This is a genomic window from Methylobacterium fujisawaense, assembly GCF_014138435.1.
Lineage (GTDB): Bacteria > Pseudomonadota > Alphaproteobacteria > Rhizobiales > Beijerinckiaceae > Methylobacterium > Methylobacterium fujisawaense.
The window spans coordinates 127,562-154,271 of record NZ_JACJIM010000011.1 but is presented as its reverse complement, the minus strand read 5'-3'; the positions used below and the strand labels follow the sequence as shown (position 1 = coordinate 154,271).

The 26,710-nt window shown below is 71.2% G+C and carries 31 protein-coding genes; 16 read left to right on the top strand and 15 right to left on the bottom strand.

Going from position 1 to position 26,710, the window contains the following annotated elements; genetic code table 11:
• Positions 1-174 precede the first annotated feature (174 nt).
• From GGQ91_RS26870 to GGQ91_RS26810, 13 genes are all read right to left on the bottom strand, one after another.
• Positions 175-435 carry an exodeoxyribonuclease VII small subunit gene (locus GGQ91_RS26870; protein ID WP_043348369.1) on the bottom strand — a complete coding sequence of 87 codons (261 nt, stop codon included), beginning with the start codon at positions 433-435 and terminating at the stop codon, positions 175-177.
• Positions 436-562: 127 nt separating this feature from the next.
• Positions 563-1,075, bottom strand: coding sequence for a tyrosine phosphatase family protein (locus tag GGQ91_RS26865; protein ID WP_043348372.1), 513 nt, complete (start codon positions 1,073-1,075; stop codon positions 563-565).
• A 50-nt stretch (positions 1,076-1,125) separates the two neighbouring features.
• Complete coding sequence (locus tag GGQ91_RS26860; RefSeq protein WP_246410943.1) at positions 1,126-1,716, bottom strand: HD domain-containing protein; 591 nt, start codon at positions 1,714-1,716, stop codon at positions 1,126-1,128.
• The gene (locus tag GGQ91_RS26855) at positions 1,713-2,327 is read right to left on the bottom strand and encodes a DNA-3-methyladenine glycosylase I (protein WP_075380896.1); all 615 of its coding nucleotides are present in this window, start codon (positions 2,325-2,327) and stop codon (positions 1,713-1,715) included. Before GGQ91_RS26855 ends, GGQ91_RS26860 begins: the two co-directional genes overlap by 4 nt.
• Positions 2,328-2,414: 87 nt before the next feature.
• Complete coding sequence (locus tag GGQ91_RS26850) at positions 2,415-2,618, bottom strand: hypothetical protein (protein ID WP_182593219.1); 204 nt, start codon at positions 2,616-2,618, stop codon at positions 2,415-2,417.
• A 155-nt stretch (positions 2,619-2,773) separates the two neighbouring features.
• The gene (locus GGQ91_RS26845; RefSeq protein ID WP_182593218.1) at positions 2,774-3,187 is read right to left on the bottom strand and encodes an SRPBCC family protein; all 414 of its coding nucleotides are present in this window, start codon (positions 3,185-3,187) and stop codon (positions 2,774-2,776) included.
• 290 nt (positions 3,188-3,477) lie between these two features.
• A complete protein-coding gene (locus tag GGQ91_RS26840) occupies positions 3,478-3,888 on the bottom strand; it encodes a DUF4440 domain-containing protein (RefSeq protein WP_182593217.1) in 411 nt (136 codons plus the stop codon).
• A gap of 343 nt (positions 3,889-4,231) precedes the next feature.
• Positions 4,232-5,083, bottom strand: a complete 852-nt coding sequence (gene ygfZ / locus GGQ91_RS26835) for a CAF17-like 4Fe-4S cluster assembly/insertion protein YgfZ (protein ID WP_043386461.1) — start codon at positions 5,081-5,083, stop codon at positions 4,232-4,234.
• A gap of 101 nt (positions 5,084-5,184) precedes the next feature.
• Complete coding sequence (locus tag GGQ91_RS26830) at positions 5,185-5,439, bottom strand: hypothetical protein (RefSeq protein WP_012320917.1); 255 nt, start codon at positions 5,437-5,439, stop codon at positions 5,185-5,187.
• A gap of 159 nt (positions 5,440-5,598) precedes the next feature.
• On the bottom strand, positions 5,599-6,069 hold the full coding sequence (locus GGQ91_RS26825) for a TIGR02301 family protein (RefSeq protein ID WP_043348384.1): 471 nt from the start codon (positions 6,067-6,069) through the stop codon (positions 5,599-5,601).
• On the bottom strand, positions 6,066-6,569 hold the full coding sequence (locus GGQ91_RS26820) for an NUDIX domain-containing protein (protein ID WP_182593216.1): 504 nt from the start codon (positions 6,567-6,569) through the stop codon (positions 6,066-6,068). Before GGQ91_RS26820 ends, GGQ91_RS26825 begins: the two co-directional genes overlap by 4 nt.
• Positions 6,566-7,753, bottom strand: a complete 1,188-nt coding sequence (locus GGQ91_RS26815) for a hypothetical protein (RefSeq protein ID WP_182593215.1) — start codon at positions 7,751-7,753, stop codon at positions 6,566-6,568. The genes GGQ91_RS26820 and GGQ91_RS26815 overlap by 4 nt, the downstream gene beginning before the upstream one ends.
• The gene (locus GGQ91_RS26810; protein WP_043348395.1) at positions 7,750-8,472 is read right to left on the bottom strand and encodes an SDR family NAD(P)-dependent oxidoreductase; all 723 of its coding nucleotides are present in this window, start codon (positions 8,470-8,472) and stop codon (positions 7,750-7,752) included. The genes GGQ91_RS26815 and GGQ91_RS26810 overlap by 4 nt, the downstream gene beginning before the upstream one ends.
• Positions 8,473-8,646: 174 nt before the next feature.
• Between GGQ91_RS26810 and GGQ91_RS26805 the strand changes: the two genes are divergently transcribed.
• The 4 genes from GGQ91_RS26805 to thiL all read left to right on the top strand — a co-directional run bounded on the left by GGQ91_RS26805 (position 8,647) and on the right by thiL (position 11,506).
• A complete protein-coding gene (locus GGQ91_RS26805) occupies positions 8,647-9,309 on the top strand; it encodes a carboxymuconolactone decarboxylase family protein (protein ID WP_246410941.1) in 663 nt (220 codons plus the stop codon).
• Between the two features lie 68 nt (positions 9,310-9,377).
• Complete coding sequence (gene ribH, locus GGQ91_RS26800) at positions 9,378-9,872, top strand: 6,7-dimethyl-8-ribityllumazine synthase (RefSeq protein ID WP_043348390.1); 495 nt, start codon at positions 9,378-9,380, stop codon at positions 9,870-9,872.
• Positions 9,873-9,883: 11 nt separating this feature from the next.
• Positions 9,884-10,507 carry a transcription antitermination factor NusB gene (gene nusB / locus GGQ91_RS26795; protein ID WP_051976213.1) on the top strand — a complete coding sequence of 208 codons (624 nt, stop codon included), beginning with the start codon at positions 9,884-9,886 and terminating at the stop codon, positions 10,505-10,507.
• A gap of 3 nt (positions 10,508-10,510) precedes the next feature.
• A complete protein-coding gene (gene thiL / locus GGQ91_RS26790; RefSeq protein ID WP_043759247.1) occupies positions 10,511-11,506 on the top strand; it encodes a thiamine-phosphate kinase in 996 nt (331 codons plus the stop codon).
• Here thiL and GGQ91_RS26785 read toward each other — a convergent pair.
• Complete coding sequence (locus tag GGQ91_RS26785) at positions 11,426-11,902, bottom strand: hypothetical protein (RefSeq protein ID WP_246410939.1); 477 nt, start codon at positions 11,900-11,902, stop codon at positions 11,426-11,428. The two genes, thiL and GGQ91_RS26785, sit on opposite strands and share 81 nt — an antisense overlap.
• 259 nt (positions 11,903-12,161) lie before the next feature.
• On the opposite strand from GGQ91_RS26785, the gene GGQ91_RS26780 reads away from it, so the two are divergent.
• The 8 genes from GGQ91_RS26780 to GGQ91_RS26745 all read left to right on the top strand — a co-directional run bounded on the left by GGQ91_RS26780 (position 12,162) and on the right by GGQ91_RS26745 (position 22,657).
• On the top strand, positions 12,162-14,306 hold the full coding sequence (locus GGQ91_RS26780) for a sodium-translocating pyrophosphatase (protein WP_075380891.1): 2,145 nt from the start codon (positions 12,162-12,164) through the stop codon (positions 14,304-14,306).
• Between the two features lie 402 nt (positions 14,307-14,708).
• A complete protein-coding gene (locus tag GGQ91_RS26775) occupies positions 14,709-15,509 on the top strand; it encodes a Crp/Fnr family transcriptional regulator (RefSeq protein ID WP_053609100.1) in 801 nt (266 codons plus the stop codon).
• Positions 15,506-18,016 (top strand): GAF domain-containing protein, encoded by a 2,511-nt coding sequence (locus GGQ91_RS26770; RefSeq protein ID WP_051976212.1) that lies wholly within the window; start codon positions 15,506-15,508, stop codon positions 18,014-18,016. The genes GGQ91_RS26775 and GGQ91_RS26770 overlap by 4 nt, the downstream gene beginning before the upstream one ends.
• Positions 18,017-18,026: 10 nt before the next feature.
• Complete coding sequence (locus GGQ91_RS26765) at positions 18,027-18,401, top strand: response regulator (RefSeq protein ID WP_236952725.1); 375 nt, start codon at positions 18,027-18,029, stop codon at positions 18,399-18,401.
• A gap of 64 nt (positions 18,402-18,465) precedes the next feature.
• Positions 18,466-18,630: a hypothetical protein gene (locus GGQ91_RS26760; protein WP_158713296.1), complete on the top strand. Its 165-nt coding sequence runs from the start codon at positions 18,466-18,468 to the stop codon at positions 18,628-18,630.
• A 197-nt stretch (positions 18,631-18,827) separates the two neighbouring features.
• Positions 18,828-19,919, top strand: a complete 1,092-nt coding sequence (locus GGQ91_RS26755) for an alkene reductase (protein ID WP_043348413.1) — start codon at positions 18,828-18,830, stop codon at positions 19,917-19,919.
• A gap of 103 nt (positions 19,920-20,022) precedes the next feature.
• Positions 20,023-21,936: a PAS domain S-box protein gene (locus tag GGQ91_RS26750; protein ID WP_043386448.1), complete on the top strand. Its 1,914-nt coding sequence runs from the start codon at positions 20,023-20,025 to the stop codon at positions 21,934-21,936.
• A gap of 1 nt (position 21,937) precedes the next feature.
• A complete protein-coding gene (locus GGQ91_RS26745) occupies positions 21,938-22,657 on the top strand; it encodes an HAD hydrolase-like protein (protein ID WP_182593213.1) in 720 nt (239 codons plus the stop codon).
• Here the strand turns inward: GGQ91_RS26745 and GGQ91_RS26740 are convergent.
• Positions 22,594-23,091 (bottom strand): outer membrane protein assembly factor BamE, encoded by a 498-nt coding sequence (locus GGQ91_RS26740; RefSeq protein WP_043348419.1) that lies wholly within the window; start codon positions 23,089-23,091, stop codon positions 22,594-22,596. The genes GGQ91_RS26745 and GGQ91_RS26740 overlap by 64 nt on opposite strands.
• A 155-nt stretch (positions 23,092-23,246) precedes the next feature.
• On the opposite strand from GGQ91_RS26740, the gene GGQ91_RS26735 reads away from it, so the two are divergent.
• From GGQ91_RS26735 to GGQ91_RS26720, 4 genes are all read left to right on the top strand, one after another.
• A complete protein-coding gene (locus GGQ91_RS26735; protein WP_043348434.1) occupies positions 23,247-23,816 on the top strand; it encodes a ubiquinol-cytochrome C chaperone family protein in 570 nt (189 codons plus the stop codon).
• The gene (locus GGQ91_RS26730) at positions 23,813-24,328 is read left to right on the top strand and encodes a YceD family protein (protein WP_043386443.1); all 516 of its coding nucleotides are present in this window, start codon (positions 23,813-23,815) and stop codon (positions 24,326-24,328) included. The genes GGQ91_RS26735 and GGQ91_RS26730 overlap by 4 nt, the downstream gene beginning before the upstream one ends.
• Before the next feature lie 145 nt (positions 24,329-24,473).
• The gene (plsX, locus tag GGQ91_RS26725; RefSeq protein ID WP_043348438.1) at positions 24,474-25,508 is read left to right on the top strand and encodes a phosphate acyltransferase PlsX; all 1,035 of its coding nucleotides are present in this window, start codon (positions 24,474-24,476) and stop codon (positions 25,506-25,508) included.
• 104 nt (positions 25,509-25,612) lie between these two features.
• On the top strand, positions 25,613-26,620 hold the full coding sequence (locus GGQ91_RS26720; RefSeq protein ID WP_182593223.1) for a beta-ketoacyl-ACP synthase III: 1,008 nt from the start codon (positions 25,613-25,615) through the stop codon (positions 26,618-26,620).
• Positions 26,621-26,710: the final 90 nt, after the last annotated feature.

The following is a 26,710-nucleotide window of genomic DNA, read 5'->3' as shown; positions in this document are numbered from 1 at the left end:
GACACCGCGTCGATCATCTCGGCGCGCACCGCCTCCGCAACAGCCGGAAGATCCGATTCCGGAAGACGCCGCAGCGCCGCAGGATTCGGGACACGATCGAGAAGCGCACTCTGCTCGGGGGTAATTGCCACGGCATCAACCTCTAACGGATGGGATCGGTTTGACCGCCGAGCCTCAGGACATGTCGAGTGGGGCAACGCCCTCGGGCCGCCCATCGGAGCCCAGCGTGATCCGCTGGATCCGGGCCTCGGCCCGCTTCAGCAGCGCCTCGCAATGCTTCTTCAGCACCTCGCCGCGCTCATAGATCGCCACCGATTCGTCGAGGGGCACGTCGCCCCGCTCAAGCCGGCGAACGATTTCCTCCAGCTGTTCCAGCGCCTTCTCGAAGGGCAGGTCGCCGGCGGCGGGGGCCCCCTCGGGTCTGCTCGCACTCATCCCAGATACTTCCTTTGGGGGTGGTTGTACGGCGCGAAACCCGGTGCCCACAACCCAGGGGGCCAATCCGCTGGCCGGATCCGCACCGTTTTGGAGCCACGCGGCGGCGTTTGCGCCACACTTCGGCTCACGCCAGCGCCAGGCTGAACGGCGTGCCCTCGAAGGCGTCGGCGCCGCGACCGATGCGCGCGATCGCCGCGACCATGCGGCCGTCGCGGCCGAGCATGCGGTCGGCGATGGCCACGAACAGGGGGTTGGGCGTCGCCGAAGGCGAAGCTGCGCGCAGGGCCTCGGCGATCGCCGCCTCGTCGCGCTCCGGCGCCAGCGCGCAGGCTGCGATATAGGCGGCGGCTGTCGACCGGCTGATCCCGGCATAGCAGTGGATGACGAGCGGCTTCTCCCGTGGCCAGGCCCGAATGAAGTCGAGCACCCGGGCCACATGTTCTTCAGCCGGCAAAACGTGCCCGTCGCGCGACGCGGCGATGTCGCTGACCCCGATGACGACGTGGTTCTCCGCCGCAATCGCGGCCGGCCGCTCCAGCGGCGTGCCGACATTGATCAGCGTGAGCACGTGGCTCGCATCGGTGGCGGCGACCGTCTCGGGCAGACGCGAGAGGGGACAGACGTGGAGGGTCGGCATGGTCTGGCGCCAGTGACCTGCGATCGTGACGGATCGAGGGCGGAGATTCGTCAGGTCGGACACAGAGCGTGGAATCGCGCGAGAAACCGCGCCTCGGCCTCGGCGGTCGGCCACGGCTCGGCCAGGACCAGCACCGGTTCGGGCAGCGCCCTGGCGGGGCCGAAATAGCGTTCGGCCTCGTCCCGGGCGAAACCGGCGAGGCGCACCGCCTCGACATGGGCTGCGATCCGGTCGGCCTGCTTCACCAAACGGGCGAGCGCCGGCAGCGGGGCGTTCAGGCCGAAGCGGCGGCGCACCGCGGCGAGCAGACGCAGCTCGATGCCGCGATAGGCGTCGCCGAGGGCGGCCTTCAGGGGCGAGATGATGTCGCCCACGACATATTCCGGCGCGTCGTGCAGCAGGAGTTCCAGCCCGTCCGGATCGGTACAGGCGGCGTCGAGATGGCGGCCCACCGCCTCGACCAGCAGGCTGTGCTGGGCCACCGAGAAGACGTGCGGCCCATGGGTCTGGCCGTTCCAGCGGGCGACCCGGGCGAGGCCGTGGGCGATGTCGGCGATCTCGATGTCCCCGGGCGCCGGATCGAGGAGGTCGAGGCGCCGGCCGGAGAGCATGCGCTGCCAGGCGCGCGGCGGCTCGCTCATCGGGGCCGGCCCAGTTCGGCGCAGGGTCCGTGCCGGTGGCAGCCGACGAGGTGGTCGTTGACCATGCCCACCGCCTGCATGAAGGCGTGCACGATGGTCGGCCCGCAGAAGGAGAAGCCTTCCGCCTTCAGGGCCTTCCCGATCGCCCGGGAGGCCGGCGTCTCGGTGGCGATCCCCGCACGGGTCCGGGCTTTGCCCTGGATCGGCCGGCCGTCGACGAAATCCCAGAGGAAGCGCGAGAAGCCGGGGCCCTGGTCCTCGATCCGCAGCCAAGCCCGGGCGCCCGCGATGGTGCCCTGGATCTTGGCGCGGTTGCGAATGATGCGGGTGTCGGCCATCAGCCGCGCGACATCGTCCTCGGTGAAGCGGGCGATCCGCTCCGGATCGAAACCCGCGAAGGCGTCGCGAAACCCGTCCCGGCGGCGCAGGATGGTGATCCAGGACAGGCCGGCCTGGAAGCCGTCGAGGATCAGCTTCTCGTAGAGGGCCCGGCCGTCATACTCGGGCACGCCCCATTCGGTGTCGTGATAGGCGACATAGAGCGGGTCGAGGCCGGCCCACCAGCAGCGGGGGCAGCCGTCGGAATGGTCGATCAGGCCAGTCTCGGACATCCGGCCACGTTAACGAGAACAGGAGCGGAACGCCATCGTCGGAATGGGGAACGCGCAGCGGCTGTCGCGGCGCGCTCCGCTCCGGCTTCACGCATGGGGGATTGATCCGGTCGCAGGGCCGGCGCGCGCCTTCTGCGACGTCAACCCGGTCACGCCCGGTGAGTGCAAGTCTGAGAGATCGAACGCGAACACGTGGCCGGGCGGCGAGGACGCGTGCGGGCCTGCACGATGAAGCGCCAGCAATGCGCGTGTCTGCTCGCGAGACAGATCGTCCTCTTCGATTTCGAGCATCCTCTCCTGGTCGTCTGGGGGGGGCTCCTCAACGCTTGCAGGCTGTCCGCTCGAGGGATGAGAGGGAAGGCACAGGACTGGCGTTGTCGGGGCGGGAGGGAAACGCCCGCTCCGGCCGGAAAGCGGTCTCGGTCGTCGTTCTCGTTGGGCGGGCTTCAACGCCTCCCGACATGCTGGCAGAAGTTTCCAAGAATGGCCGCCCAGCCGTCGCGCTGGTGATCGATGGGGACTTGTTCGTCGGGATCGAACGCAATCTTTACGTGCGTTCGCTCGCCCGATGGGGTGAACTCGACCACCGCATTGCGATCACCAAACGCATATTCGATTCGCGTGTTCGGAATAATCTTTGTGTAAGTGCCCTCGAAATCGAAGCCCATGCTTCCGTCCTTCGCCTCCATGCGGGACGTGAACTTGCCACCTTCCTTCAGATCGACGCTTGCGGCTGGGCAATGCCAGTCGTCGGAGGCAAAGTTCCACTGCATGATCTGGTCGGGCGATGTATAGGCCTTCCAGGCGACATCGAGGGGTGCGGGAGCCGTTACTTCCACGGTGATCCGATTCTGAGTCATTTGTGGTCGCAATCCCGTCGATGTCGAGCTTTCGAGGGGCGCACCTCATCTCAGATCAGTTATGGCGGCAACCTCCGAAATGATGTCGACGACGGCCGCGGGTGCAAAGGCGCGTATGTCGGCGAGGGGTGGATGTGCGAGGCTTCGCTCCAGTGCGGCAAACGCACCGGAATGGACATCGCCGTCGCGCCTGCTCGCGACCCTTCCGAGATTGTCAGCGCTTCCGCTTTCTCGCGAGGCGCCTGAGCAACAGGCGTCCTGTGTGGCGTCGAGCGCCCGACATTCGCAAATCAGAGTTGCGCCCCTCGTGCGGCCCATGCCGCCATTTCACCGTCAGCGATCGTCAACGATACGCGCCAGCGGTCGGAGCGGCGCAGAATGTAGACGTGGTCCCACTCGGCGACGAGTGCGTCTCCCTCGCCCCGCATCCGATAGGTCATCCGAGCCTGGGCGACGTTCGGGAAGAGTTCCACCGCCGACCGGAGTTCGCCCAGGGGCTGGACGACCCCCTGCTTGCGATAGAAGTCCATGAGCGTCACGCAATGGTCGCGAAATGCCTCTCTCGGCAACGCGAAGTTGCCGGTCGGAGACGGGAACAGTCCGACCGGCTCCCACAGCTCGCTCAACGCATCGGCGTCGCGGCGCGCGAACGCCTCGACGTAGCTGGCGAAGAACGCTGCGATCTCGTCCTGGAAGGTCATGGTCGTCCTCCTCGATGTCCCCGCCCATGCGACCGATCTGGCCGTCGCTGCGGCTCGGAGGCGAGCATCCGCTTCAGGGCAGAAGGTCGGGGACGGCTCCCGATCGACCCCGGGCCGGCCTGGGATGCCGGCCGGAGGATGCCGGCTCCTGCGAACCTCTAACGATCCCGGCATGCCGCCCCGGGGTCGCAGGAAGCCGCCCCACGCGCAAGCTGATCGTGCTCCGATGCGAATGCCCGGGATCGGGGTCTGCGTCGCCGCACCCGTCCGGGGATCGGGCTGCGATCGGTAACGCGGGGCCCCTGTCCCGGAGTATGCGGCGCCCGCGGAATGCGATCCGGCCTCAGCCTGCCGCGCTCGTCGCAACATCCGGCATCGCGAAGGTCGCGTAGGCCGGGCGCTCCAGCGTCACGGGGCGTTCGCCCGCCCGCGGGGTCTCGCCGGCCGCCAGCGCGTCGCCCAGGCGGTCGATGCGGACCAGGGCGAGGCCGCGGGTTCCGGCGGCGCTGCCCGTGGTGCCGAGCCCCTTGCCGCCCGCCGTGATCTCGGTGCCGGGCTGGGGCGCGGTGTCGGGATAGGCTGCGGCCAGGATGCGGGTCCGGGCCGTGCCCCGGTGCTGCATCCGCGAGACCACCTCCTGGCCGACATAGCAGCCCTTGCGGAAGTCGACGCCGCCGAGCTGGTCCATCAGCGCCTCGTGCGGGAAGGCGTCGCCGAAGGCGTAGTCGCGTCCGCCTTCGGGCACGCCGAGGGCGATCCGGTGCGCGTGGTAATCGGCCTCCGTCGCGTCCGCCGAGAAGGCGCCCGCGGCGGCGTAGAGGCGGGCGCCGAGATCGGCCGCGCGGGAATCCGCTACCGCCTCGGCCGCGGGCGGGACGGCGCCGGCCCAGACGGCCGCCACCGCGACGGTCGGGTCGGCGGCGATCGTCGCCTGCGCGCGCAGACGGTAGAGCGTCAGGCGCTTGGCGAGGTCTGCAGCCTTGTCGGCCTGCACGTCGAGCCGGAAGCCGTCCGGAATCCGCGAGACCAGGAAGTCGAACAGGATCTTGCCCTGCGGCGTCAGCAGGGCGCCGAGGCGCGCCTCACCGGGCTGGAGCGTCTCGACATTGCAGGTCAGGACGCCCTGGAGCAGCGTCGTGGCGTCCGGTCCCACGACGGTGACCAGGACGCGGTCCGGCAACAGGGCAACGGGCATGGGCGGCGGCTCCTCGGGCGGCGGGCGGTCCGGCGCGCCGAACCGCAGACCCGGGACGTAGTCGCTGACCGCCCGTGCCTCAACCGTCCGCGCTCACACGCTCAATGCTGCAGGGTGGTGGTGAAGGCGCCCCCGCGGATGCGCTCCGGGAATCCTTCGGCGTACCGGGCGGTGGCTTCCTCGCCGTACGTGGTCACCAGTTCCTGAAACGCCGCGAACAGGGCGGCCTGGGCCATGCAGTCACCGTCGAGACCATCGAGGCAGCCTTCCGCGAACGCTTCCGAGACGTAACTCAGCGCGACGCGTTTCTCCTCGACATCGACCTCGATGGGGGCGGTGTGAGAGCTGTGCTGCATAGCCGGATACTTCCATTGCGCCGGACACGGGGCCCGGCGGACGCAATGGATGATAGGCGGGTCCCGGCGGCTCGGCCAGCCGAGAATTTCGGATCGGTTAACACGGGCGCTCAAATCCGATGTTTCGCCGGCATCGCCGGTGCGTGTGTTGCGCCTGCATCACCCTCCGAAACGGCCGGCCAGGGCATGCGACAGCCGGTCGCCCTCGGCGACGTACCGGGCGGCGGCCTCGTGGGCCGCCGGCGTGCAGACCCGGTAGGTGAGCGCATAGCCGCGGTAGCCGCGGTTATAGGCGCCGGCCAGGCGGTCGCGGCGGACCGGGGTCACGCCCTCGGACTCGATCAGGGCCTTCATGCGGGCCGGCCAGTCGGACGCATCCGGCGCTCCGCAGAGGTTGCGCAGGAAGGCCAGGGCTCCGATGATCTCGGACATGCGCAGCAGGTCCCGGTCGTAGGGGGCGGGCACGTCCGCGGGGGCGTTCGCCTCCTTGGGGGCCTCCTTCGCGGCTTCCCGGGCGGTTTCCTTGGCGGGCGCGGCCCCTCGGCCGGAACGCTGCTGGGCCAGGGCCGGCCCGGAGACCAGGCCGGTGAGGAGCGCCAGCAGGCACAGGATCGTCGTCGGCCGCCTCACGCCGTCGCCTCCCCGCCGCCCGTCCGCGCAGGCTGTGCATCCACATGCGCATCCACGCGCGCGAAGGCCTCGCGCAGGGTGTCGACCAGTCCCGGGGTGGTCGGAAGGGTCGCGACCTCCGCGAGCGTCGCCCACCGGGTCCCCAGCGCCTCGGGGCCGGCCACGGGTTCGCCGCCGCGCCACAGGGCGGCGTGCGGGTGGACGACGTAGTGATGTCGGGCGCGGCCGGCTTCGTCCCGGAGAATGATCTCGGTGGGCGCGAGCACGCCGACAACCTCCGCGGGCAGGCCGACCTCCTCGGACAATTCGCGCAGGGCCGCCTCGGCCAGGGATTCCCCCGCTTCCACGAGACCGCCCGGCAGGGTCCAGACGCCGCGCATCGGCTCGTTGGCCCGCGCCGCCAGAAGGACGCGGTCGCCGCGGATCACCGCGATCGACGCGCCCACGAAGGGCCGCGCCGGGAACAGGCGGCTGTCGGAATCCGGTGCGCCCGCACTCACGGCGTGCCTCCATCGGGTGCCACGACGGCCACCCGGCCGTCGGCGAGGCCGACGAGCAGCCGCGCCGCGGCGCCCTCGCCGAGGACGACGATGCCGGTCTCGGCGGGAACCGGCAGGGCCACGCGCGCCCGCTCGCGCAGGCCGCCCTTGGCTGCCACGAAGGCGATCTCCGGGCGGCCCGCCACCGGCAGGACGAGTTCGGGGCCGCCGCCGGCCGGGGTGGTGACGGCGAGATCCGAATCGCCGTCGCCCGCCGCGTAGCCCTCGGCCTCGCCGGCCGCCTCGATCCGGTCGGGACGGAGCGTCCAGAGCTGGAGCCTGCCCTTGGCGCTGACCGTCGCGGCCTGGCTTTCGCCGGACCCGGAGAAATCGGCGATGCCGACGATCTTCAGCGGTGGCCCCGGCTGGGCGGGCGTGCGGGCGGTGACGGCCCAGGCCGCGCCCGGATCGCCGGCGGGCCGGTCGATCAGCGCGAGCCCTCCGGCATCCGCGCCCGACAGCGTCGCCGCCAGGAGCGCCGGCCGGCCCCCGAGGCGCAGCAGGCGCGGCCGCAGGGGCGCGAACACCGCCTCGCCCCCCGCCGGCACCGTCACGGTGGCCACGGGCACGGGCTTCGGATCGGTGCTGACCGCCATCGGCTGGCGCTCGCGGATCGTCAGGACCGCGGCGGCCGCGCCGCCGTCGGGGGCGCGGGTGCGCCCGGTGAGATAGGCGCTCAGGGGTCCCGAGAGCGTCCGGCGCGAGCCCGGCAGGGCCCCGCGCGGCGTCTCGGCGGCGGTCAGCCCCTCGACGGCCTCCTTGCCGATCGGCCGCACGGTGACGCGGCCCTCGGCGAGGGCGAGCACGGCGCCGCCCTCGTCGCCCCAGACCACGGCGATCGGCGCGCTCTCCTCGTCGCCGGCCTGTTGGCCGCCGGTCTGCGGACCGGTCTTGGCGCCTGTGATCGGCAGGAGCCCGGAGGTCGCCACCGAGACCGCGGCCTCGCTGCGCGAGCCGCGCAGCGCCCGCACCTTGAAGGGCAGGTCGAGGATCCGGATCCCGGGCTCGGCCCGCGCCCCCGCGACGGGCGCGACGCCCACGATGAGGCCCAGGACGACGGCGCGCAGCCCGCGGCCCGGTGCCGGGTGCCGGCGCGCGGCCGTCGTGCCCGAGGATGCGCCAGAGGAAGCGCCCGATCTGGTCAAACGTGCTGGCCGCCGTTGATGTGGAGTTCGGCGCCGTTCACGTAGGACGAGGCCTCGGTGCACAGGAAGTAGATCGCCTTGGCGACCTCGTCCGGCGTGCCCAGCCGGCGCTGCGGGATCTGCTCGACGAGCTTCTCGGTGCCGGGCGACAGGATCGACGTGTCGATCTCGCCCGGCGAGATCGCGTTCACCCGCACGCCGAGCGGCCCGAAATCGGCGGCCATCTCGCGGGTCAGGCCGGCGAGCGCCGCCTTGGAGGTGCCGTAGGCCGCCCCCGCGAAGGGATGGACGCGCGAGCCGGCAATCGAGGTCACGTTGACGACCGAGCCCTTGGCCCGGGCGAGTTCCTCGCGCAGGCCCCGGGCCAGCAGGATCGTGGCGAACAGGTTGACCTGGAACACCCGCTGCCACGTGTCGAACTCGGTGGCCAGGGCGCCGAGGCGCTCGCCCTCCGGCCCCTTCGGCGAGATGCCGGCATTGTTGACCAGCGCGTGCAGAACCCCGCCCTCGGCGGCGAGCCGGCCCCGCACCTCCTCGACGGCGCGGGCCGTGTCCTGCGCGTCGGAGAGGTCGACCTGCAGGTGGTCCTCGGGCCCCATCTCCCAGGGGCAGTTCTCCGGGAAGGCGTGGCGCGAGCAGGTGATCACCCGCCAGCCCGCGGCCGAGAAGCGCTTGACGGTGGCGTGACCGATGCCCCGGCTCGCGCCCGTGAGCAGCATGATGCGCCGGCGTTCGTTGACGGGGAGGGCCAAAGCCGTAAGCCTCGCTGGCGTTCAGGGGTCGCGGCCCGGTCGGGCGCGGTGCGTGCCGGTGAGCCTCAATGGTCTAGGCGCACGGGGGCCGGAAATCCAGAGCGCCCCGCGGGTCGGGGTCGAGGCAGGGGAGAGAAACGCATGGCCAGCGGGCAGACCAGCGCGGAGCGCATGCCGGAGATCCCGGCCGACAGCCTGTCCCCGGCGCAGGCCGCGGCCGCGGCCGCGTTCCAGGCCGAGCGCGGCGTCCCGGTCTTCGGGCCGTTCGTGCCGCTCCTGCGCAGCCCCGAGCTGATGCTGTGCGCGAGCCGGATGGGCCAGTACCTGCGCTACGGCAGCGTCCTGCCGCTCCGGGTCAGCGAGTTCGCGATCCTGGTGGTCGCGCGAGAATGGAGCCAGCCGGTGGAGTGGGCCATCCACCACCCCATCGCCCTGAAGGCCGGGGTCGCCCCCGACACCGCGCAGGCGCTCGCCGAAGGACGCCGCCCCGACACGATGAGCGCCGACGAGGCGCTGGCCTACGCGTTCTCGACCGAGCTGATGCGCAACCGCGCGGTGAGCGACGCGACCTACGCGGCCCTGGTGGCGCGCTTCGGCGAGCAGGGGGCGATCGACCTCACCGGCATCAACGGCTACTACGCGCTCCTCGCCATGACGATGAACGTCGCGCGCACGGCCCTGCCGGCGGGCGGGCCCGCGGCGCCTCCGCTGCCGCCGCTGGTGGGGCCGGCTTCGGCGCCGCTCGCGCGGTCAGGCCTGAGCCAAGATCCCGCACCGCTTGTGGCGCCGGCCGCTTCGGTCTAACCGTCCTCCCCGTGCGGGCGCCCGACGTGCCGCCCGCCCATTCCCGAAAACCCGGCCGGACGAGAGCCATGGTCGCCCATACCCGCGCCGACTCGGCGCCCAAGCCCACCGACCCGGCCCTCGCCGGCGCCCGGATCCTCGTTGTCGAGGCGCGCTACTACGACGCGATCGCCGACGAACTCCTCGCCGGGGCCCGCGCGGCCATCGCGGCCGCCTCCGCGCAGGCGATCGTGGTGACCGTTCCGGGCGCCCTGGAGATCCCCGCCGCCGTGGCGATCCTGCTCGACGCCGAGCCCTACGACGCGGTGGTGGCGCTGGGCTGCGTCATCCGTGGCGAGACCGGCCACTACGACATCGTCGCCGGCGAGAGCGCCCGCGCGCTCATGGACCTGTCGGTGCAGCGCCGCGTGCCCCTCGGCAACGGCATCCTCACGGTCGAGACCGAGGCGCAGGCCCTCGCCCGTGCCCGGGTCGCCGAGATGAACAAGGGCGGCGGTGCCGCCGAGGCTGCCCTCGGCGTGCTCGCTTTGAAGCGCGCCGCCGAAGCCGCGCGCACCCGATGACGGATACCCCCATGACCGGGACCACCGACACCCAGCCGGAGACGGGCGCCGAGCCCGCCGGCAAGCCCGCCAAGATCAGCCTGCGCAGCGGCGCCCGCCTCGCCGTGGTGCAGGCGCTCTACGAGATGGACATCTCCGGCAAGGGCGTCCTCGACGCGCTCGCCGAGTTCGAGGCCTTCTGGATCGGCCAGGAGGTCGACGGGATCGTCCATCCCCCGGCCGAGACCGCCTTCTTCCGCGACCTCCTGCGCGGCACGGTCGAGGAGCAGCGGGCCATCGACCCGAAGCTCGATCAGGCCCTCGCCCAGGGCTGGCCGCTGCGGCGCATCGAGATCGTGCTCCGGGCGATCCTGCGGGCGGGCGCCTACGAGCTGATGTTCCGCCGCGACGTGCCGGCGGCCGCGGCGATCTCGGAATATGTCGACGTGGCCCACAGCTTCTACACGGCCGACGAGCCCGGCCTCGTCAATGCCGTGCTCGACCGGCTCGCCCGGGAGGTCCGGCCGGGGGAGGTCGGGGCTCAGAAGGCGTCCGGCAAGCCGGGCTCGTCGAAGCCGCTTCCCGGTAAATCGTCCGTCGGCAAACCGTCCTCCGGAAAGCCATCCGCCGGAAAGCCGCCCGCCGGGAAGGCCTGAGCCTTGGCCGGGTCGGCCCGTGCTTCCGAGGAGGGGCTGATCGCCCGCTACTTCGCCCCCCTCGCGGGGCCGGGCGCCCACGGGCTGCGGGACGACGCCGCCACGCTGACGCCCACGCCGGGCCACGACCTCGTCCTCACCACGGATGCCGTGGTGGCGGGGATCCACTACTTCGCGGAGGATCCGCCGGCTTCGATCGCCCGGAAGGCCCTCGGCGTGAACCTCTCCGACATCGCCGCCAAGGGCGCGGTCCCGCGCGGCTTCCTGCTCACCCTGGCGCTCCCCGATGACTGGACGGAGGCTTGGCTCGACGGCTTCGCGGCGGGGCTCGGCGCGGCGGCGGCGGAGGCCGGCTGTCCGCTCCTCGGCGGCGACACGGTACGCTCCGGTGGCCCGGCGCTGATCTCGGTGAGCCTGTTCGGCGAGGTGCCGACCGGCGCCATCGTCCGCCGCACCACCGCGCGGGTCGGCGACCGGATCTGCGTCACCGGCACGATCGGCGACGCCGCCCTCGGCCTGCGGCTCCGCCTGGAGCCCGCGGCGCCCTGGGTCGCCGGGCTGGACCCGGCGCTCCAGGCCGAACTCGCCGACCGCTACCTGCATCCGCGCCCGCGGCTCGCCGCGGCGCCGGCGGTCCGCCGCTACGCCTCGGCGGCCATGGACGTGTCCGACGGCCTCGCGGGCGATCTCGCCAAGATGCTGGGCGCGGGTCGCGGCGCCCGGGTCGCGGCCGCCGCCCTGCCGCTCTCGGATGCCGCCCGGCGCGCCTGCGCGGCCGAGCCCGCGCTGATCGACGCGGTCCTGACCGGTGGCGACGATTACGAGATCCTCTGTACCGTTGCGCCGGAGAATGTCGCGGCCTTCCAGGCCGAGGCGGCCGCCGCCGGTCTTACCGTCTCGGCCATCGGCACCGTCACATCAGGCGACGGCCCGCCGCGCTTCGAAATGCGCGATGGCGCCGAGCGCGTATTCGCGGCTGGGTCCTTCAGCCACTTCTGAGATCTGAGCCGGCCCGGATCGTGCGACGCCGAGGCTGGCCGCGGCTCCGGCCGGATGCCCGATCTGACGACGGACCTCGTCGATCATGTCCGCCGCGACGACCGGAATCCAAGGGCTCACCGGATCCCGGCCCATGCCGGGCGTCCGGGAGAGGGCGTCCTGCAGCGCGGAGATCAGGTCATCCTGGATCGCCACCGGTTGCGCCGCGACCCGTTCGGCGATCAGGAAGCCGACTGCACCGCGCAACACCTCAAGCGTGGCCGCCAGCTTGGCGGCGTGGTCACTGCTCATCGCGAGCCCCGTCAGAGTACAACTAAAAATAGAATACCGGAGGGTTAAAAGAACGTTAATCGACCGCCGGCTCAGCCCGCGGCTGCGGCGACGCCCGGTTGCCATCGCCCCCATGCCGCCGGGCAATGCAAAATAATGCGAAATCGTGGGCCTGCGAGGACCGCGCGCGCGGGCGCATGAGATCCGAGGCCTGAGCGTATTCTCCCGCGCGGCGTTTGCGCTCACCGGCGAAGTTTGGCAATCAAGGTATTGTTCTGGGAAGGAAAGCCCCGAATCCGAGCACCGCGTCCCATGGCCGTCGTCCGGCGGTCAAGCTCGACAATCACAAGCCCACGCCAGGCACGATAATGACAAGGACGGTCGAATGATTCCCTTGCTTCTGATCATCGTGGGCGGGCTCTGCGCCGTCGCCTACGGCATCGTCACGATCCTCGACGTGATGCGGCGCGATGCCGGCACGCAGCGCATGCAGGAGATCGCCGCCGCCATCGCCGAGGGCGCGCAGGCCTATCTCCGGCGGCAATACACGACGATCGGCCTCGTCGGCGTCGTCCTGTTCGTCCTCCTCGCCGTCTTCCTCGGGATCAAGGTCGCGGTCGGCTTCCTGATCGGCGCCGTGCTGTCGGGGGCGGCGGGCTTCATCGGCATGAACGTCTCGGTCCGGGCCAATGTCCGCACGGCCCAGGCCGCCTCCACCTCGCTGGGCGGCGGCCTCGACGTCGCCTTCAAGTCGGGGGCGGTGACCGGCATGCTGGTGGCGGGCCTCGCGCTCCTTGGCGTCGCCCTCTACTACCTGTTCCTCACCCGCGGCGCCCATCTCGACCCGTCGAGCCGCGAGGTGATCGACGCGCTCGTCGCCCTGGGCTTCGGCGCCTCGCTGATCTCGATCTTCGCCCGGCTGGGCGGCGGCATCTTCACCAAGGGCGCCGATGTCGGCGGCGACCTCGTCGGCAAGGTCGAGGCCGGCATCCCGGAGGACGATCCGCGCAACCCCGCCACCATCGCCGACAATGTCGGCGACAATGTCGGCGACTGCGCCGGCATGGCGGCCGACCTGTTCGAGACCTACGCGGTGACGGTCGTCGCCACGATGGTGCTGGCCGCGATCTTCTTCTCCGGTCCCACGGGAAGCGGCCGCGACGTCCTCGAGCCGATGATGCTGTACCCGCTGGCCATCGGCTCGGCCTGCATCCTCACCTCCATCGCCGGCACCTACGCGGTGCGGCTCGGGGCCAACCAGTCGATCATGGGCGCCCTCTACAAGGGCCTGATCGCCGCGGGCGTTCTGTCGATCGGGGCGATCGCGGCGGTCAACATGACCCTGCTCGGGGGCTTCTCGACGACCTTCACCACCTCCACGGGCGTCACCTTCACGTCGGGCGGCCTGTTCGGATGCGCGGTGATCGGGCTCGCCATCACGGCGCTGATCGTGGTGATCACCGAGTACTACACGGGCACCAACTTCCGCCCGGTGAAGTCGATCGCCGACGCGTCGGTGACCGGCCACGGCACCAACGTGATCCAGGGGCTGGCGATCTCGCTGGAATCGACCGCGCTGCCGGCCATCGTGATCGTGGCCGGCATCATCAGCACCTACGCGCTCGCCGGCCTGTTCGGCATCGCCATCGCGGTCACCGCCATGCTGGCACTGGCGGGCTTCATCGTGGCGCTCGACGCCTTCGGGCCGGTCACCGACAATGCCGGCGGCATCGCCGAGATGGCGGGCCTGCCCGCGGAGGTGCGCAAGTCCACGGACGCCCTCGACGCGGTCGGCAACACCACCAAGGCGGTGACCAAGGGCTACGCCATCGGCTCGGCGGGCCTCGGCGCGCTGGTTCTGTTCGCCGCCTACACGTCGGACCTGAACTACTTCATCGCCAATGCGAGCCCGACACAGTACCGCTTCTTCCAGGGCGTCAGCGTCGATTTCTCCCTGTCCAACCCCTACGTCGTGGTCGGCCTGCTGCTCGGCGGCCTGATCCCGTTCCTGTTCGCCGGCATCGCCATGACGGCGGTCGGGCGCGCGGCGGGCGCGGTGGTGGAGGAGGTCCGGCGCCAGTTCCGGGAGAAGCCCGGGATCATGCAGGGCACCGACCGGCCGGATTACGGACGGGCGGTGGACATGCTGACCCGCGCGGCGATCAAGGAGATGATCGTCCCCTCGCTCCTGCCGGTGCTGTCGCCGGTTGTGCTGTTCTTCGTGATCCAGCTGATCGCCGGAAAGAGCCAGGCCTTCGCCACGGTTGGGGCGAGCCTGCTCGGCGTGATCCTCACCGGACTCTACGTGGCGATCTCGATGACGTCGGGCGGCGGCGCCTGGGACAACGCCAAGAAGTACATCGAGGACGGCCACCACGGCGGCAAGGGCTCCGAGGCCCACAAGGCGGCGGTGACCGGCGACACGGTGGGCGACCCCTACAAGGACACCGCCGGTCCGGCGGTGAACCCGGCGATCAAGATCACCAACATCATCGCCCTGCTGCTGCTCGCGGTGCTGGCACACAGCTGATCGATGGATGGCCGAACCGAAGGTCGGCTTTCCGACCTCTCGGTTCCGCTTGCGGACCATCTGAGGGATCACCGGCCGCACCGGATCCGGGCGGCCGCCTGCGGCCGATCCGCTTCCGGCCCGCACGGAGCCGGGCGGATCCTGCGGATGTGTCATCGCCGATCCGACAGGGCGAAGGGCGCGGCGCACCCGATCGGGCGGTGCCGGGGTTCGACTCTCGGACCGTCGCGGTCGGCGCAGCCACCTGCAGGACGCTGCGCCGACCGTGAACGACCGCGGCAATCCGTCATGTCGAGACCTCGCGTCCGCCGGCCATCATTTTAGCGGGAAGTGTTCACTCTTGAACGGACGCGGCGGCCAAGCTGGGCTATGCCGGCTCGTAGCGCCAGCCTGCCGCGACCGATGCCGCCGAACTCACCGTCCCCGCTGGAGCGGAACCTCCTGCTCCGCTCGCTGCCACCCGTCGAACGGTCGAGGCTTCTCCCCCATGCGGAGGTGGTCACACTGGTGCGCGGCGACGTCCTGTTCGAGCCGGGGGACGAGGTCACCGCGATGATTTTCCCGCTCGACGGGACGGTGGTCTCCCTGATCGTGCCGCTGGAGGAGGGCCGCACCATCGAGACCGCGACCGTCGGTCGGGAGGGGGCGCTCGGCGGGGTCGTGAGCCAGGGCTACCTCCCGGCCTTCAACCGCGCCGTCGTTCAGATGGGCGGGGCGGCGGTGCGGCTGGACGCGGCGCGGATGCAGGCGGCCAAGCGCACCTCGCTGCCGATCCGCAACGCCCTCGTGCGCTACGCCGACTGCCTCCTCGCGCAGGTGGTCCAGTCCGTCGCCTGCAATGCCGCCCATCCCATCGAACAGCGGTGCGCGCGCTGGGTGCTCGCCCTGCACGACCGGCTCGCCACCGACGTCCTGCCGGTCACCCAGGACATGCTGGCGGAGATGCTCGGGGTGCGCCGGACCTATCTCAGCGGCATCCTCAACCGGCTCCAGGCCCAGGGGCTCATCGAGATGGGCCGGGCCAGGATCACGGTCCGCGACCGGCCGGCTCTGCAGGCGGCGTCCTGCGAATGCCATCGCCGGGTGCAGGAGCACTTCGCCCTCGTCCTCGGCGCGACCTTCACGCCGGCCGGAACCCTCGTCGCGCTCGACCCCGAAGGCGCGCCCGATCCCCTGGCGACGCACGGGGTCATTTCCGCATGACCGTGATCGACATGGAAGGCGTCGAGCATCTCATCGCCGCCGACCTGCGTCTCGCCGCGCTCAAGGCCTACGGCATCCTCGACACCCCGCCCGAGGCCGCCTTCGACGGCATCGTGCGGCTGGCGACCCGGCTGTGCCTGACCCCGGTCGCCCTCGTCAGCTTCGTGGCCGCCGATCGCCAGTGGTTCAAGGCACGGATCGGTTTTCCTTCGTGCGAGACCGACCTCGAGCGCTCGGTCTGCAAGTACGCGCTGGCCGAGCCGGACCTGCTGATCGTGCCCGACCTCGCGGCCGACCCGCGCACGGCCGACAACCCCCTCGTCACTGGGGAGCCGTTCATCCGGTTCTACGCCGGGGCGCCCCTGCGCGCGCCCGACGGGCAGGTGCTCGGCTCGCTCTGCGTCATCGACACGGTGCCCCGGCCCCAGGGGCTGACCCCGGAGCAGCAGGAGGACCTGCGCATCCTGGCGGCCCAGGTCGTCACCCAGCTGCAGATGCGCCGGGCCGTGGACGAACGCGATCAGGTCCTTGCGTTCCAGGCCGCCGAGCTGCGGCGGGCGCACCGGCTCGACGTCATCGCCACCGCCTCCACGGCCCTGCTCACCGCCGACGACCCCTCCGCGGTCCTCGAACCCATTCTGAGGGACGGGGCCGACGCCCTCGGGTTCGACCGGGCCTGCCTCTACGACGTAACGCCGGACCGGCAGCACCTGCGCCTGACCCACGCGGTCAACATCTCTCCGGACGGGCGCGAGCGCCTGAAGCGCCTGCCGTTCGGGACTCCGCTCTGCGGCATCGTCGCGGAGACCCGCCAGCCCCTGATCCTCAGTGGGTTGCAGGCCAGTCTCGATCCGCGATGGGAGGTGGCCCGCGGCAACGGCCTCGACGCCTATGCCGGGTTCCCCATCGTCAGCCGGGGCGAACTCTGCGCGGTCATCGCCTTCGCCTCGACGCGGGTGGCCGCCTTCGACCGCGAGACCGTGGCGTTCTTCGAGACGCTCGCCCGCCTGATGGCGGCGGTCCACGAGCGCCTCGACGGCGAGGACGCCCTCGCCGAGAGCCGGGCCTACTGGCGCAGCCTGTTCGAGCGGCTGTGCGAGGGCTTCATCGTCGGCGAGGTCATCCGCGAGGCCGGACAGGTGACCGACTGGCGCTACGTCGAGGTCAACCGTGCCTGGGGCGACCTCGTCGGCATCGACGTGAACCAGGTTGCCGGCCGGACCATCCGCGAGGTCTTCCCCGGTATCGAGGACGCCTGGGTCAATGAGTTCGCACAGGTGGTGGAGAGCGCGGAACCGCGCGAGTTCCTGCGGCGGGTCGGGACGCTCGACCGCTGGTACGAGGGCCGCGCCTTCGCCATCGGCGCCGACCGCTTCGCCGTCACCTTCCTCGAAGTCACCGACCGGGTCCAGGCCGAGGCGCGACGTACGGCCCTGCTGAGCCTCGGCGACCGGTTCCGCGACCTGACGGAGGCCCCGGAGATGATCCAGGCCGCCGCCGAGATCGTCGGCACGACCCTCGGCGTCACGCGGGCCGGCTATGGCCATATCGACGGCGACGTCGAATTCGTCGACATCGAGGAGGGCTGGACCGCACCGGGCGTCGCCAGCATCGCCGGGCGGCACCGCTACGCCGATTTCGGCGACATCCGCGAGCACCTTCGGCGCGGCGAGCCGCTGGTCATCGAGGACGTGCGAACCGATCCGAGAACGTCCTCGGATCCCCGGCTGATGCTCGACGTCGGCATCGGCGCGCTCGTGAACATGCCGGTTCGCGAGCGGGGACGCACGGTGGCGGTGTTCATCGTGCAGGACGACAAGCCCCGCCGATGGTCGCCGGAAACCCTGGCCTTCGTGCGCAACGTCGCCGAGCGTCTGGAGTCGGGCGTCGCCCGGCTCGAGGCCGAGGAGCAGCAGCGCATCCTCAACGAGGAGATCTCGCATCGCCTGAAGAACATGCTCGCGATGGTGCTGTCGATCGCCACGCAGACCCTTCGCGGTGTCCCCGACCGCGCTCCTGTGGAGGCCTTCGAGCGGCGCATCCACGCGCTGTCGACCGCCCACAACGTGCTCCTCCACAAGACATGGACGAGCGCCCCGGTCCGCGAGGTCGTCCATGCGGTCCTCGGCGCCGCGGGGCATGGCGACCGCATCACGGTCACGGGCCCCGATTTCGATCTCGGGCCGCGCGCGACGCTCTCGGTCTCGCTCCTGCTGCACGAACTGGCGACCAACGCCGCCAAATACGGGGCCTTGTCGGTCCCCGACGGGCGGGTCGCCGTGACGTGGCGCCTGGATGAGGGCATCGGGGAGCGTGAGGTCGTGCTCGACTGGGTCGAGCGGGGCGGCCCGCCACCTGTGGCCCCCGCGCACTCCAAGCGCGCCGGGTTCGGCTCGCGCCTCATTCGTTTGGGATTGGCCGGATCCGGCGGCGTCGACCTTCGTTACCCTTCCTCTGGCTTCGAAGCGACGCTGCGTGCGCTGCTCGTCCAATTGCAGCATGGATAAGGAGCGAGCCGTGGCTGCAGGGACTGCGAGGCGGAATGCCATCCTCGTCATCGAGGATGAGCCGGTCATGCGCCTCATGGCTGTAGACCTTGTCGAGGATGCGGGGTTCGAGGCCCTGGAAGCGTTCGACGCCGAGGAAGCGGTGCGCCTTATGGAGGCGCGGCCCGACATCGTCCTCGTCTTCTCCGACATCGACCTCGGCATCGGCATGGCGGGTCTGGACCTCGCCCATGCGATCCGGGACCGTTGGCCGCCGGTCGAGATCATCATGACCTCGGGGAAGATTCAGCCCGAACCCGGGGATCTGCCAGAGCGCGGGCGTTTCTTCGAGAAGCCCTACCGCCGCGACGAGGTCGCCGCGGCGATGCGCGAACTCGCAGCCTGACCGGACGTCGGGGCGATCGTCCGAGCCGGATCCTGCCTCTCCGGCATCGGCCGCGCGGCCCGGCATGGAGACCGACACCCAGGCCGGACCGGACGACCCGAAGCCGCATGGCCGGCGTCGACTCCGGATATCCGGAGACGCGCGGCGACGACACGGGCGCATCGGCGCCGACCCGGCGACCGACGGCGGCATCGGTGAGCGCCTTCTCGTCGACCGGCCCGAACGGTGACCGCGGACCGCACGGTGCGGATCAGTCGACAGGGCCGGGTTCCGAGCGAGCCCGGCTGTTCACCATCCACCGTGTGCGCCCCCGCACGCGCCTGTCAGCCCTGCTGCGCTGCACCTTGGCATCGCGGCGGCGCAGCGCCACCTCGGCGCGGGAATAAAACCGGACGCGGCCTGCGCCGCACCACAACGAGGTACCTCATGCCGTCCCTGCTCGACCCGATCCGTATCGGCGCCATCGAGGCGAAGAACCGGATCTTCATGGCGCCCCTGACGCGCGGCCGCGGCACCCGCGAGCACGTGCCGACCCCGATCATGGCCGAGTATTACGCCCAGCGCGCCGGCGCCGGCCTGATCCTCACCGAGGCCACCGGCATCAGCCAGGAGGGTCTCGGCTGGCCCTACGCGCCGGGGATCTGGTCCGACGCCCAGGTCGACGCGTGGCGGCCGATCGTGAAGGCCGTGCACGACAAGGGCGGCAAGATCGTCTGCCAGATCTGGCATATGGGGCGGCTGGTCCACCCGGACTTCCTGGGCGGCGAGAAGCCGATCTCGGCCTCTGCCACGACGGCGCCCGACCAGGCGCACACGTATTCCGGCAAGAAGCCCTATGCCGAGGCGCGCCCGCTGGAGGTCTCGGAAGTGCCGCGCCTGCTCGCCGATTACGAGCGGGCCACCGCCAATGCCCTGGCGGCCGGCTTCGACGGCGTGCAGATCCACGCCGCGAACGGCTACCTGATCGACGAATTCCTCCGTGACGGCACCAACCACCGCACCGACCAGTACGGCGGCTCCATCGAGAACCGCGTGCGGCTGCTGCGCGAGGTGACCGAGGCTGTGGCGAAGGTGGCCGGGCCGGAGCGCACCGGCGTGCGGCTCTCGCCCAACGGTGCGATCCAGGGCTGCAACGATTCCGATCCGGAGCCGCTGTTCGTGGCCGCCGCCCAGGCGCTCGCCGATGTCGGGATCGCTTTCCTGGAGATGCGCGAGCCGGGGCCGAACGGCACCTTCGGCAAGGCCGACCACCCGCCGATCGCCCCGGCGATGCGGCGCGTGTTCCGCAACCCCATGATCCTGAACGCCGATTACGACGGCATCAGCGGCCAGAAGGTTCTGGATGCCGGCGAGGCCGACGCCATCGCGTTCGGCCGGACCTTCATCGCCAATCCGGACCTCGTCGAGCGGATCGCCCAGAAGGCGCCGCTCAACAAGGACGACGCCGCGACGTGGTACAGCCAGGGCCCCGAGGGCTACATCGACTACCCGACCCTGACGAAGTCCCGGGCCGCCTGACGCGCCCCGGCCAGCATCGTCTGCCGGGCCCCGGCGGGCACGGCAGGAAAGCGCGGCGGTCCCTAGGCAGGGCGCCGCTGCGCGCCTATGTGAGGGCAGGACCATGGATGTGCCTGCACCTCACGCGCTCGCGGAAGCCGGACCGACCGATGGACGCTGGAGCGCCGCGGATCGGATCGCGGAACTTCGTGATCTCGCGATCCTCGATTCGGAGCCGGAGCCGCTCTACGACGATCTCGTGCGGGTCGCAGCCTATGTCTGCCGCGCGCCGGTCGCCCTCGTCAGCCTGGTGGATGCCGAGCGGCAGTGGTTCAAGTCGGAGGTGGGCCTCGGCAAGCGCGAGTTGCCGATCAACTGCTCGGTCTGTGCCCATACGATCGAGGCGGGCGATCTTCTCGTCATCCCGGATCTGACCACCGACCCGCGGACCACTGAGAACCCCCTCGTGACCGGGGCGCCGGCCTTCCGCTTCTATGCGGGCGCGGTGATCCGCGGCAATCATGGCATTCCGATCGGTGCCCTGTGCGTGCTGGACCGGGCCCCGCGGCCGGACGGCCTCGATTCCGAGCAGACCGCGACCCTGCTGGCGTTGGCACGTCAGATCTCGAGCCTGCTGGAGCATCGCCGGACGCTGGCGCGGGTCGCCGCCCGCGAGGCGGAGATCGCCGCGAGCGAGCGCCGCTTCCGCGTGATGACCTCCGCCATGCCCCAGATGGTCTGGACCACCCGGCCGGACGGGTTCCACGATTATTACAACGACCGCTGGTACGAGTTCACCGGCGTGCCCTACGGCTCCACCGACGGCGAGGGCTGGAACGGGGTGTTCCACCCCGAGGACCAAGAGCGGGCCTGGGCGCGGTGGCGCCACTGCCTCAGGACGGGCGAGCCCTACGAGATCGAGTACCGCCTGCGCCACCACAACGGCGATTACCGCTGGACGCTCGGGCGCGCCATGCCGATCCGGGACGCCGAGGGGCGGATCGAGCGCTGGTTCGGGACCTGTACCGATATCGACGACCTGAAGCGTGCCGAGGCCGAAGCCCGCAAGCTCGCCGTGATCGTCGAGACCTCCAAGGACTTCATCGGGCTCTGCACCCTCGAGGGCGAGATCACCCATCTCAACGAGGCCGCCCTGGCCCTGGTCGGCCTGCCCAACCTCGCCGCCGCCCGGGCGTGCACGGTGTCCGACTTCTTCACCGACGACAGCCGCCGGATCCTGGCCGAGACCGTCATGCCGGCGGTGCGCCGGGACGGGTTCTGGGAGGGCGAGCTGGCCTTCCGGCACTTCGTCACCGGCGAGCCGTTGGCGGTGCTCTACAACATCTTCCCGGTGCGCGATCCGATGGGGACCGAGGTGGGATACGCCACCGTCACCCGCGACCTGCGCGAGGCGAAGCGCGCCGAGGAGGCGCGGGACCTTCTGATCCGCGAGCTGTCGCACCGGATCAAGAACATCTTCGCGGTGGTCGGCGGCCTCGCCGCGCTGACCGCCCGGAGCGATCCTGCGGCCAAGCCGTTCGTGGCGGCGTTCCGCGAGCGACTGGGCGCCCTGGCCCGGGCCCACGAATATGTTCGCCCCCATTCCCCCGACAGCGCCCCGCCGGTGGCCGGTCAGACGGTGCTTGGGCTGATGCGCCTGATCATGGCCGCCTACGAGGAGAACGGACGCGCGCGCGTGGTGATCACCGGGGACGATGCCGAGATCGGCGAGCGCACCGCCACCGCCCTCGCCCTGATCATGCACGAGCAGGCGACCAACGCGGTCAAGTACGGAGGGCTCTCAACGCGGGAGGGCGGCGTCTCGCTGAGCGGGGCCCGGGAGGCGGGCCGCTATACGCTGACATGGCGCGAGGAGGGCGGCCCCCAGGTTGCCGGCGCGCCGCTCCGGAAGGGGTTCGGCACCGTTCTGGCCGAGCGCAGCGTCGCCGGCCAGCTCGACGGCGTGCTGGAGCACGACTGGGCGCCGGGCGGTCTCCTGATGCGGCTCTGTGTCCCGCTCGAGAACCTGCGGACCTGACATGACCCGGCCGCCGGCCGCTCCACGGCCGCGTCTCGTCGTCCTCGATTTCGACGGCACCCTGGCCGACAGCTTCCCGTGGTTCTGTTCGGTTCTGAACGGGGTCGCCGACCGCTACCGCTTCCGCCGGGTCGAGGCCCATGAGGTCGAGGGTCTGCGGCTCCTGGGCGCCCGGGCGATCGTGGCCCATCTCGGCATCCCGCGCTGGAAGCTGCCGCTCATCGCCCGCCACATGCACAGGCTGGCCGCGCGCGACGCCGGGCAGATCGCCCTGTTTCCCGGCGTTCCGGCGATGCTGGCCGCGGTCGCGGAGGCGGGCGTGCCGCTGGCGATCCTGTCGTCGAACCGCGCCGACACGGTGCGGCGGGTGCTCGGACCGGACAATGCCGACCGCATCGGCACCTATGCCTGCGGGGCCTCGGTCTTCGGGAAGGCGCGTCGGCTGCGGACGCTGCTCGCACGGACCGGCGTGGCGCCCGACCGGGCTCTCTGCATCGGCGACGAGATCCGCGACCTTGAGGCGGCGCGCGCCCTGGGCTGTCCCTTCGGCGCCGTGGCCTGGGGCTATACCGATTCCGGGGCTCTCGCGGCCCTCGGCCCCGAGCACCTGTTCTCGGAGCCGGCGGAGATCGCCCGCCTCGTGGCGGGCGAGGCCGATCACATGCCGCGATTGGCGCCCGGCACGACGCTGGTGCCGCTGCCGCTGCCGAACGGCTCGTAGCGGGTCAGGCCGCGGAACAGCTGGCTGAGGAAGGCGCGGTCGGCGCCGCTCGTCGGCGTCGTGCGTTCGATGAAGTCGAAGATCCGGCCGTCTTGGAGGCCGTAAAGCGCCACCCGCTCGACCTTGAAGGCGGGCGAGAAATAGACCGCCGTCACCTTCTGGTCCTCGACCTGCTCACCCAGGAACATGATCGTCCGGCGGGTGTTCTGCGAGATGTAGTACCAGGACTTGTTGCCCACGGTGGACACCGTCGACGGCGTGCCGAGGATCTGCAGGACCTGCTCGGGGCTCATGCCGGGCTTGATCGTGGCGAGTGCCGCCTGGTCGACCTGATAGCCGTGACGCAGCTCCTCGCCGATGCAGCCGGACAGGCCGGTTCCCGCAAGGCCGAGCAGGGCGAGGCGCGCGAAGGACTGGACGAGACGGCGCCGCATCGGGCCCCCAGAGAGCGTGTTGACGGACGGGGCGCAACCGTCGTCGCCGACACGGGGCTCCGACGGCGCTTGCGCCCTGGGCGTGGGTTGCCGTACCGCGGGGTTATGGCTTTGACAAGGCAAGCTTGGCCACAGATGGCCGGGGTTCGGCACCGATGATCGCCGGGTTGTTCCGGCGCGCGAGCGCGCGGCGCCGCGCCGTCGAGGGGCTGCACGTGGCCTTGAGCATGGCCGCGCGCCGGCCGGGCCTCTACACGCGCCTCGGCGTGCCCGATACCGTGGAGGGCCGGTTCGAGGCCCTTTGCCTGCACGCGATCCTGGTCCTGCGCCGGCTGAACCGGTTGCCGGCGCCGGCGTCCGAGGTCGCCCAGGATCTCGTGAATTCGGTCTTCACCCAGCTCGACGCCTCGCTGCGCGAACTCGGTGTCGGCGACATGGGCGTGTCCAAGCGGATGAAGAAGCTCGGCGCCGCCTTTTACGGCCGGGCCGAGGGCTACGATGCCGCCCTGGAGGCCGGCGACGCGGCGGCGCTGCGCGCCGTTCTCGTCCGCAACGTGCTGGGCGGCGAGGGTGACGGGCGCGGTCTTGCCGCCTACGTGCAGTCCGCCGACGCCGCCCTCGCCGGCGCCGATCTGGACGGGCTGCTCGGGGCTGGGCCGCCCTTCCCGGAGCCGGACGGCTTCGCGCCGGCATCGGTCCACGCTGGAGATGGAGGAAATTCATGACCCGCCACGCCGGCCAGGAGGGCTTTCCCCTCGCGCGCTGGGTCAATGTCGAGCGCCTGCCCCAGGGGCGCGGCGCCGTCACCGTGGAGGCGAGCCCGGCCGAATGCGCGGCGCTCGCCGCCGATTTCGGCATCCCCGGGATCCGCGATCTGGTCGGGCGCTTCGCCATCGAGGGGCCGACCAGCCGGCTCACCGTGACCGGCGCGGTGGAAGCCCTGGTGACGCAGGTCTGCACCGTGAGCCTCGAACCCTTCGAGGCGCCGGTCCATGAACCGGTCGAGGTGGTGTTCACCGATACCGACCGGCTCGCCGGCACTGAGGCCGAGGAGGCCGACATCCCCGACCCGCTGGTCGGCGGCCGCATCGATTTCGGGGCGCTCACCGCCGAGTTCCTGGCGCTCGGCCTCGATCCCTATCCGCGCAAGCCCGGCATCACCTTCGAGCCGGTGGTGGCGGGCGACGATGCGGGGCCCCTCGACGGCCTGCGCAAGCTCCGCGACGGCGGAGCCTGAGGCCGTCGGCGACCGCCCGGAAGCCCGCGCCGCCCGATTTCATTTGCCCGCCGGGCCGGTATCGCTATGGTCCGCCGCGCCCGGCGGGCCCCGTCCCGCCGACGTCTGAACCCTTTCCCGCCGAGACCCGCGACCCGCTACCGACATGTCCCAACGCGTGTGCATCTCGCTCGACGCCATGGGTGGCGACCACGGGCCCACCACGGTCGTGCCCGGCGCGGCCCTGGCCCGGGAGCGCCATCCCGGCACCACCTTCCTGATGTTCGGCGACGAGGCCGTGATCGCGCCGCTGGTCGCCAAGGAGCCCCGGCTCAAGGATTGCGTCGAGATCCGCCACACCAGCGTGGCCGTGGCCATGGACGACAAGCCCAGCCAGGCGGTGCGCCAGGGCCGGGGCAAATCGTCCATGTGGCAGGCGATCCAGGCGGTGCGCGACGGGCAGGCCGATGCCTGCGTGTCGGCCGGCAACACCGGCGCCCTGATGGCGATGTCGAAGATCTGCCTGAAGACCATGTCGGGCATCGAGCGTCCGGCCATCGCCTGCCTGTGGCCGACCGTGCGCGGCGAGAGCGTCGTGCTCGACGTCGGCGCCACCATCGGCACGGATGCCGAGCACCTCGTCGAGATGGCCGTGATGGGCTCCGCCATGGCCCGGATCGTGTTCGACCTCGACCGGCCCACCGTCGGCCTGCTCAATGTCGGCACCGAGGAGATGAAGGGCAACGAGGCGGTCAAGGAGGCCGCCCGGATCCTGCGCGAGATGGAGAGCCCCGGCCTCACCTATCACGGCTTCGTCGAAGGCACCGATCTCGGGCGCGGCACCGTCGACGTGGTGGTGACCGAGGGGTTCACCGGCAACATCGCCCTCAAGACCGCCGAGGGCACCGCCAAGCAGATCGGCACGTATCTCCGCGCCGCCATGACCCGGACGCTGGCCGCCAAGATCGGCGCCCTGTTCGCCCGGCAGGCCTTCAAGGCCCTCAAGGACAAGATGAACCCGAGCCGGGCCAATGGCGGGGTGTTCCTCGGCCTCGAAGGCATCGTCATCAAGAGCCACGGTTCGGAGAATGCGCAGGGCTTCGCCGCGGCGATCGATCTGGCGCACGACATGGCGCGCCATGACATGATCCGCACGATCCGCGAGATGCTCGACCAGACCGCGGCGCTGGCGCCGGCGTGACGCCGGTGCCGGACTGAGCCCCGTCGACGGATGGGATGGAAATCGGACGGCTGCGGCTTCACAACTGGAAATTGTGAATCTGGCGTCGTCCGGGAAGGACAATGATGGCAACCCTCCGCACTGACCCCGAGCCGCACCGGCGCGCGCCCCCTCTGCGCTCGGTGGTGGTGGGGACCGGATCGAGCCTGCCCGCACGGGTGGTGACGAATGCCGATCTGGCCGAGCAGATGGACACCTCCGACGCGTGGATCGTCCAGCGGACCGGGATCCGCCAGCGGCACATCGCGGCCGCCGACGAGACCACCTCGGTCCTCGGCGCGCGCGCGGCCCGGGCCGCCCTGAAGGATGCCGGCCTGACCGCCGACGACATCGACCTCGTGATCTGCGCCACCTCGACGCCGGACCACACCTTTCCGGCGACCGCGACCCAGATCCAGGCGGCGCTGGGCATCCATCAGGGCGCGGCCTTCGACCTGCAGGCGGTCTGCGCCGGCTTCGTCTTCGCGGTCTCGACCGCCGACAAGTTCCTGACCACGGGCGCGGCCCGCCGCGCGCTGGTGGTCGGCGCCGAGACCTTCTCGCGGATTGTCGACTGGGAGGACCGCACCACCTGCGTGCTGTTCGGCGACGGGGCCGGCGCCATCGTGCTGGAGGCGCAGGACGAGGCCGGGGACCGCGGCGTGCTCAGCGCGAGCCTGCGGTCGGACGGGCGCCACCGGGAAAAGCTCTATGTCGACGGCGGTCCGGGTTCCACCGGCACGACCGGCCACCTGCGCATGGAGGGCCGCGACGTGTTCCGGTTCGCCGTGGGGCAGGTCACCGACGTCATCGTCGAGGCTTTCGCGCAGGCGGGCGTCACCGCGGAGGAGCTCGACTGGTTCGTGCCGCATCAGGCCAATCGCCGGATCATCGAGGCCTCGGCCGACAAGATCGGAATCGCCCGGGAGAAGATCGTGCTGACGGTGGACCGCCACGGCAACACGTCGGCGGCCTCGATTCCCCTGGCCCTCGACGTGGCGCGGCGGGACGGTCGCATCCAGGCGGGCGACCTCGTGATGATCGAGGCGATCGGCGGCGGGTTCAGCTGGGGTGCGGCGCTGATCCGCTGGTGAGGCTTCGGGCGGGCGCCTGAAACGATTCGCGGCCCCGCTGCGGTTGACCGGGGGCGGAGCGCCGATTAGCGTGCCGGATCATAGGGATAC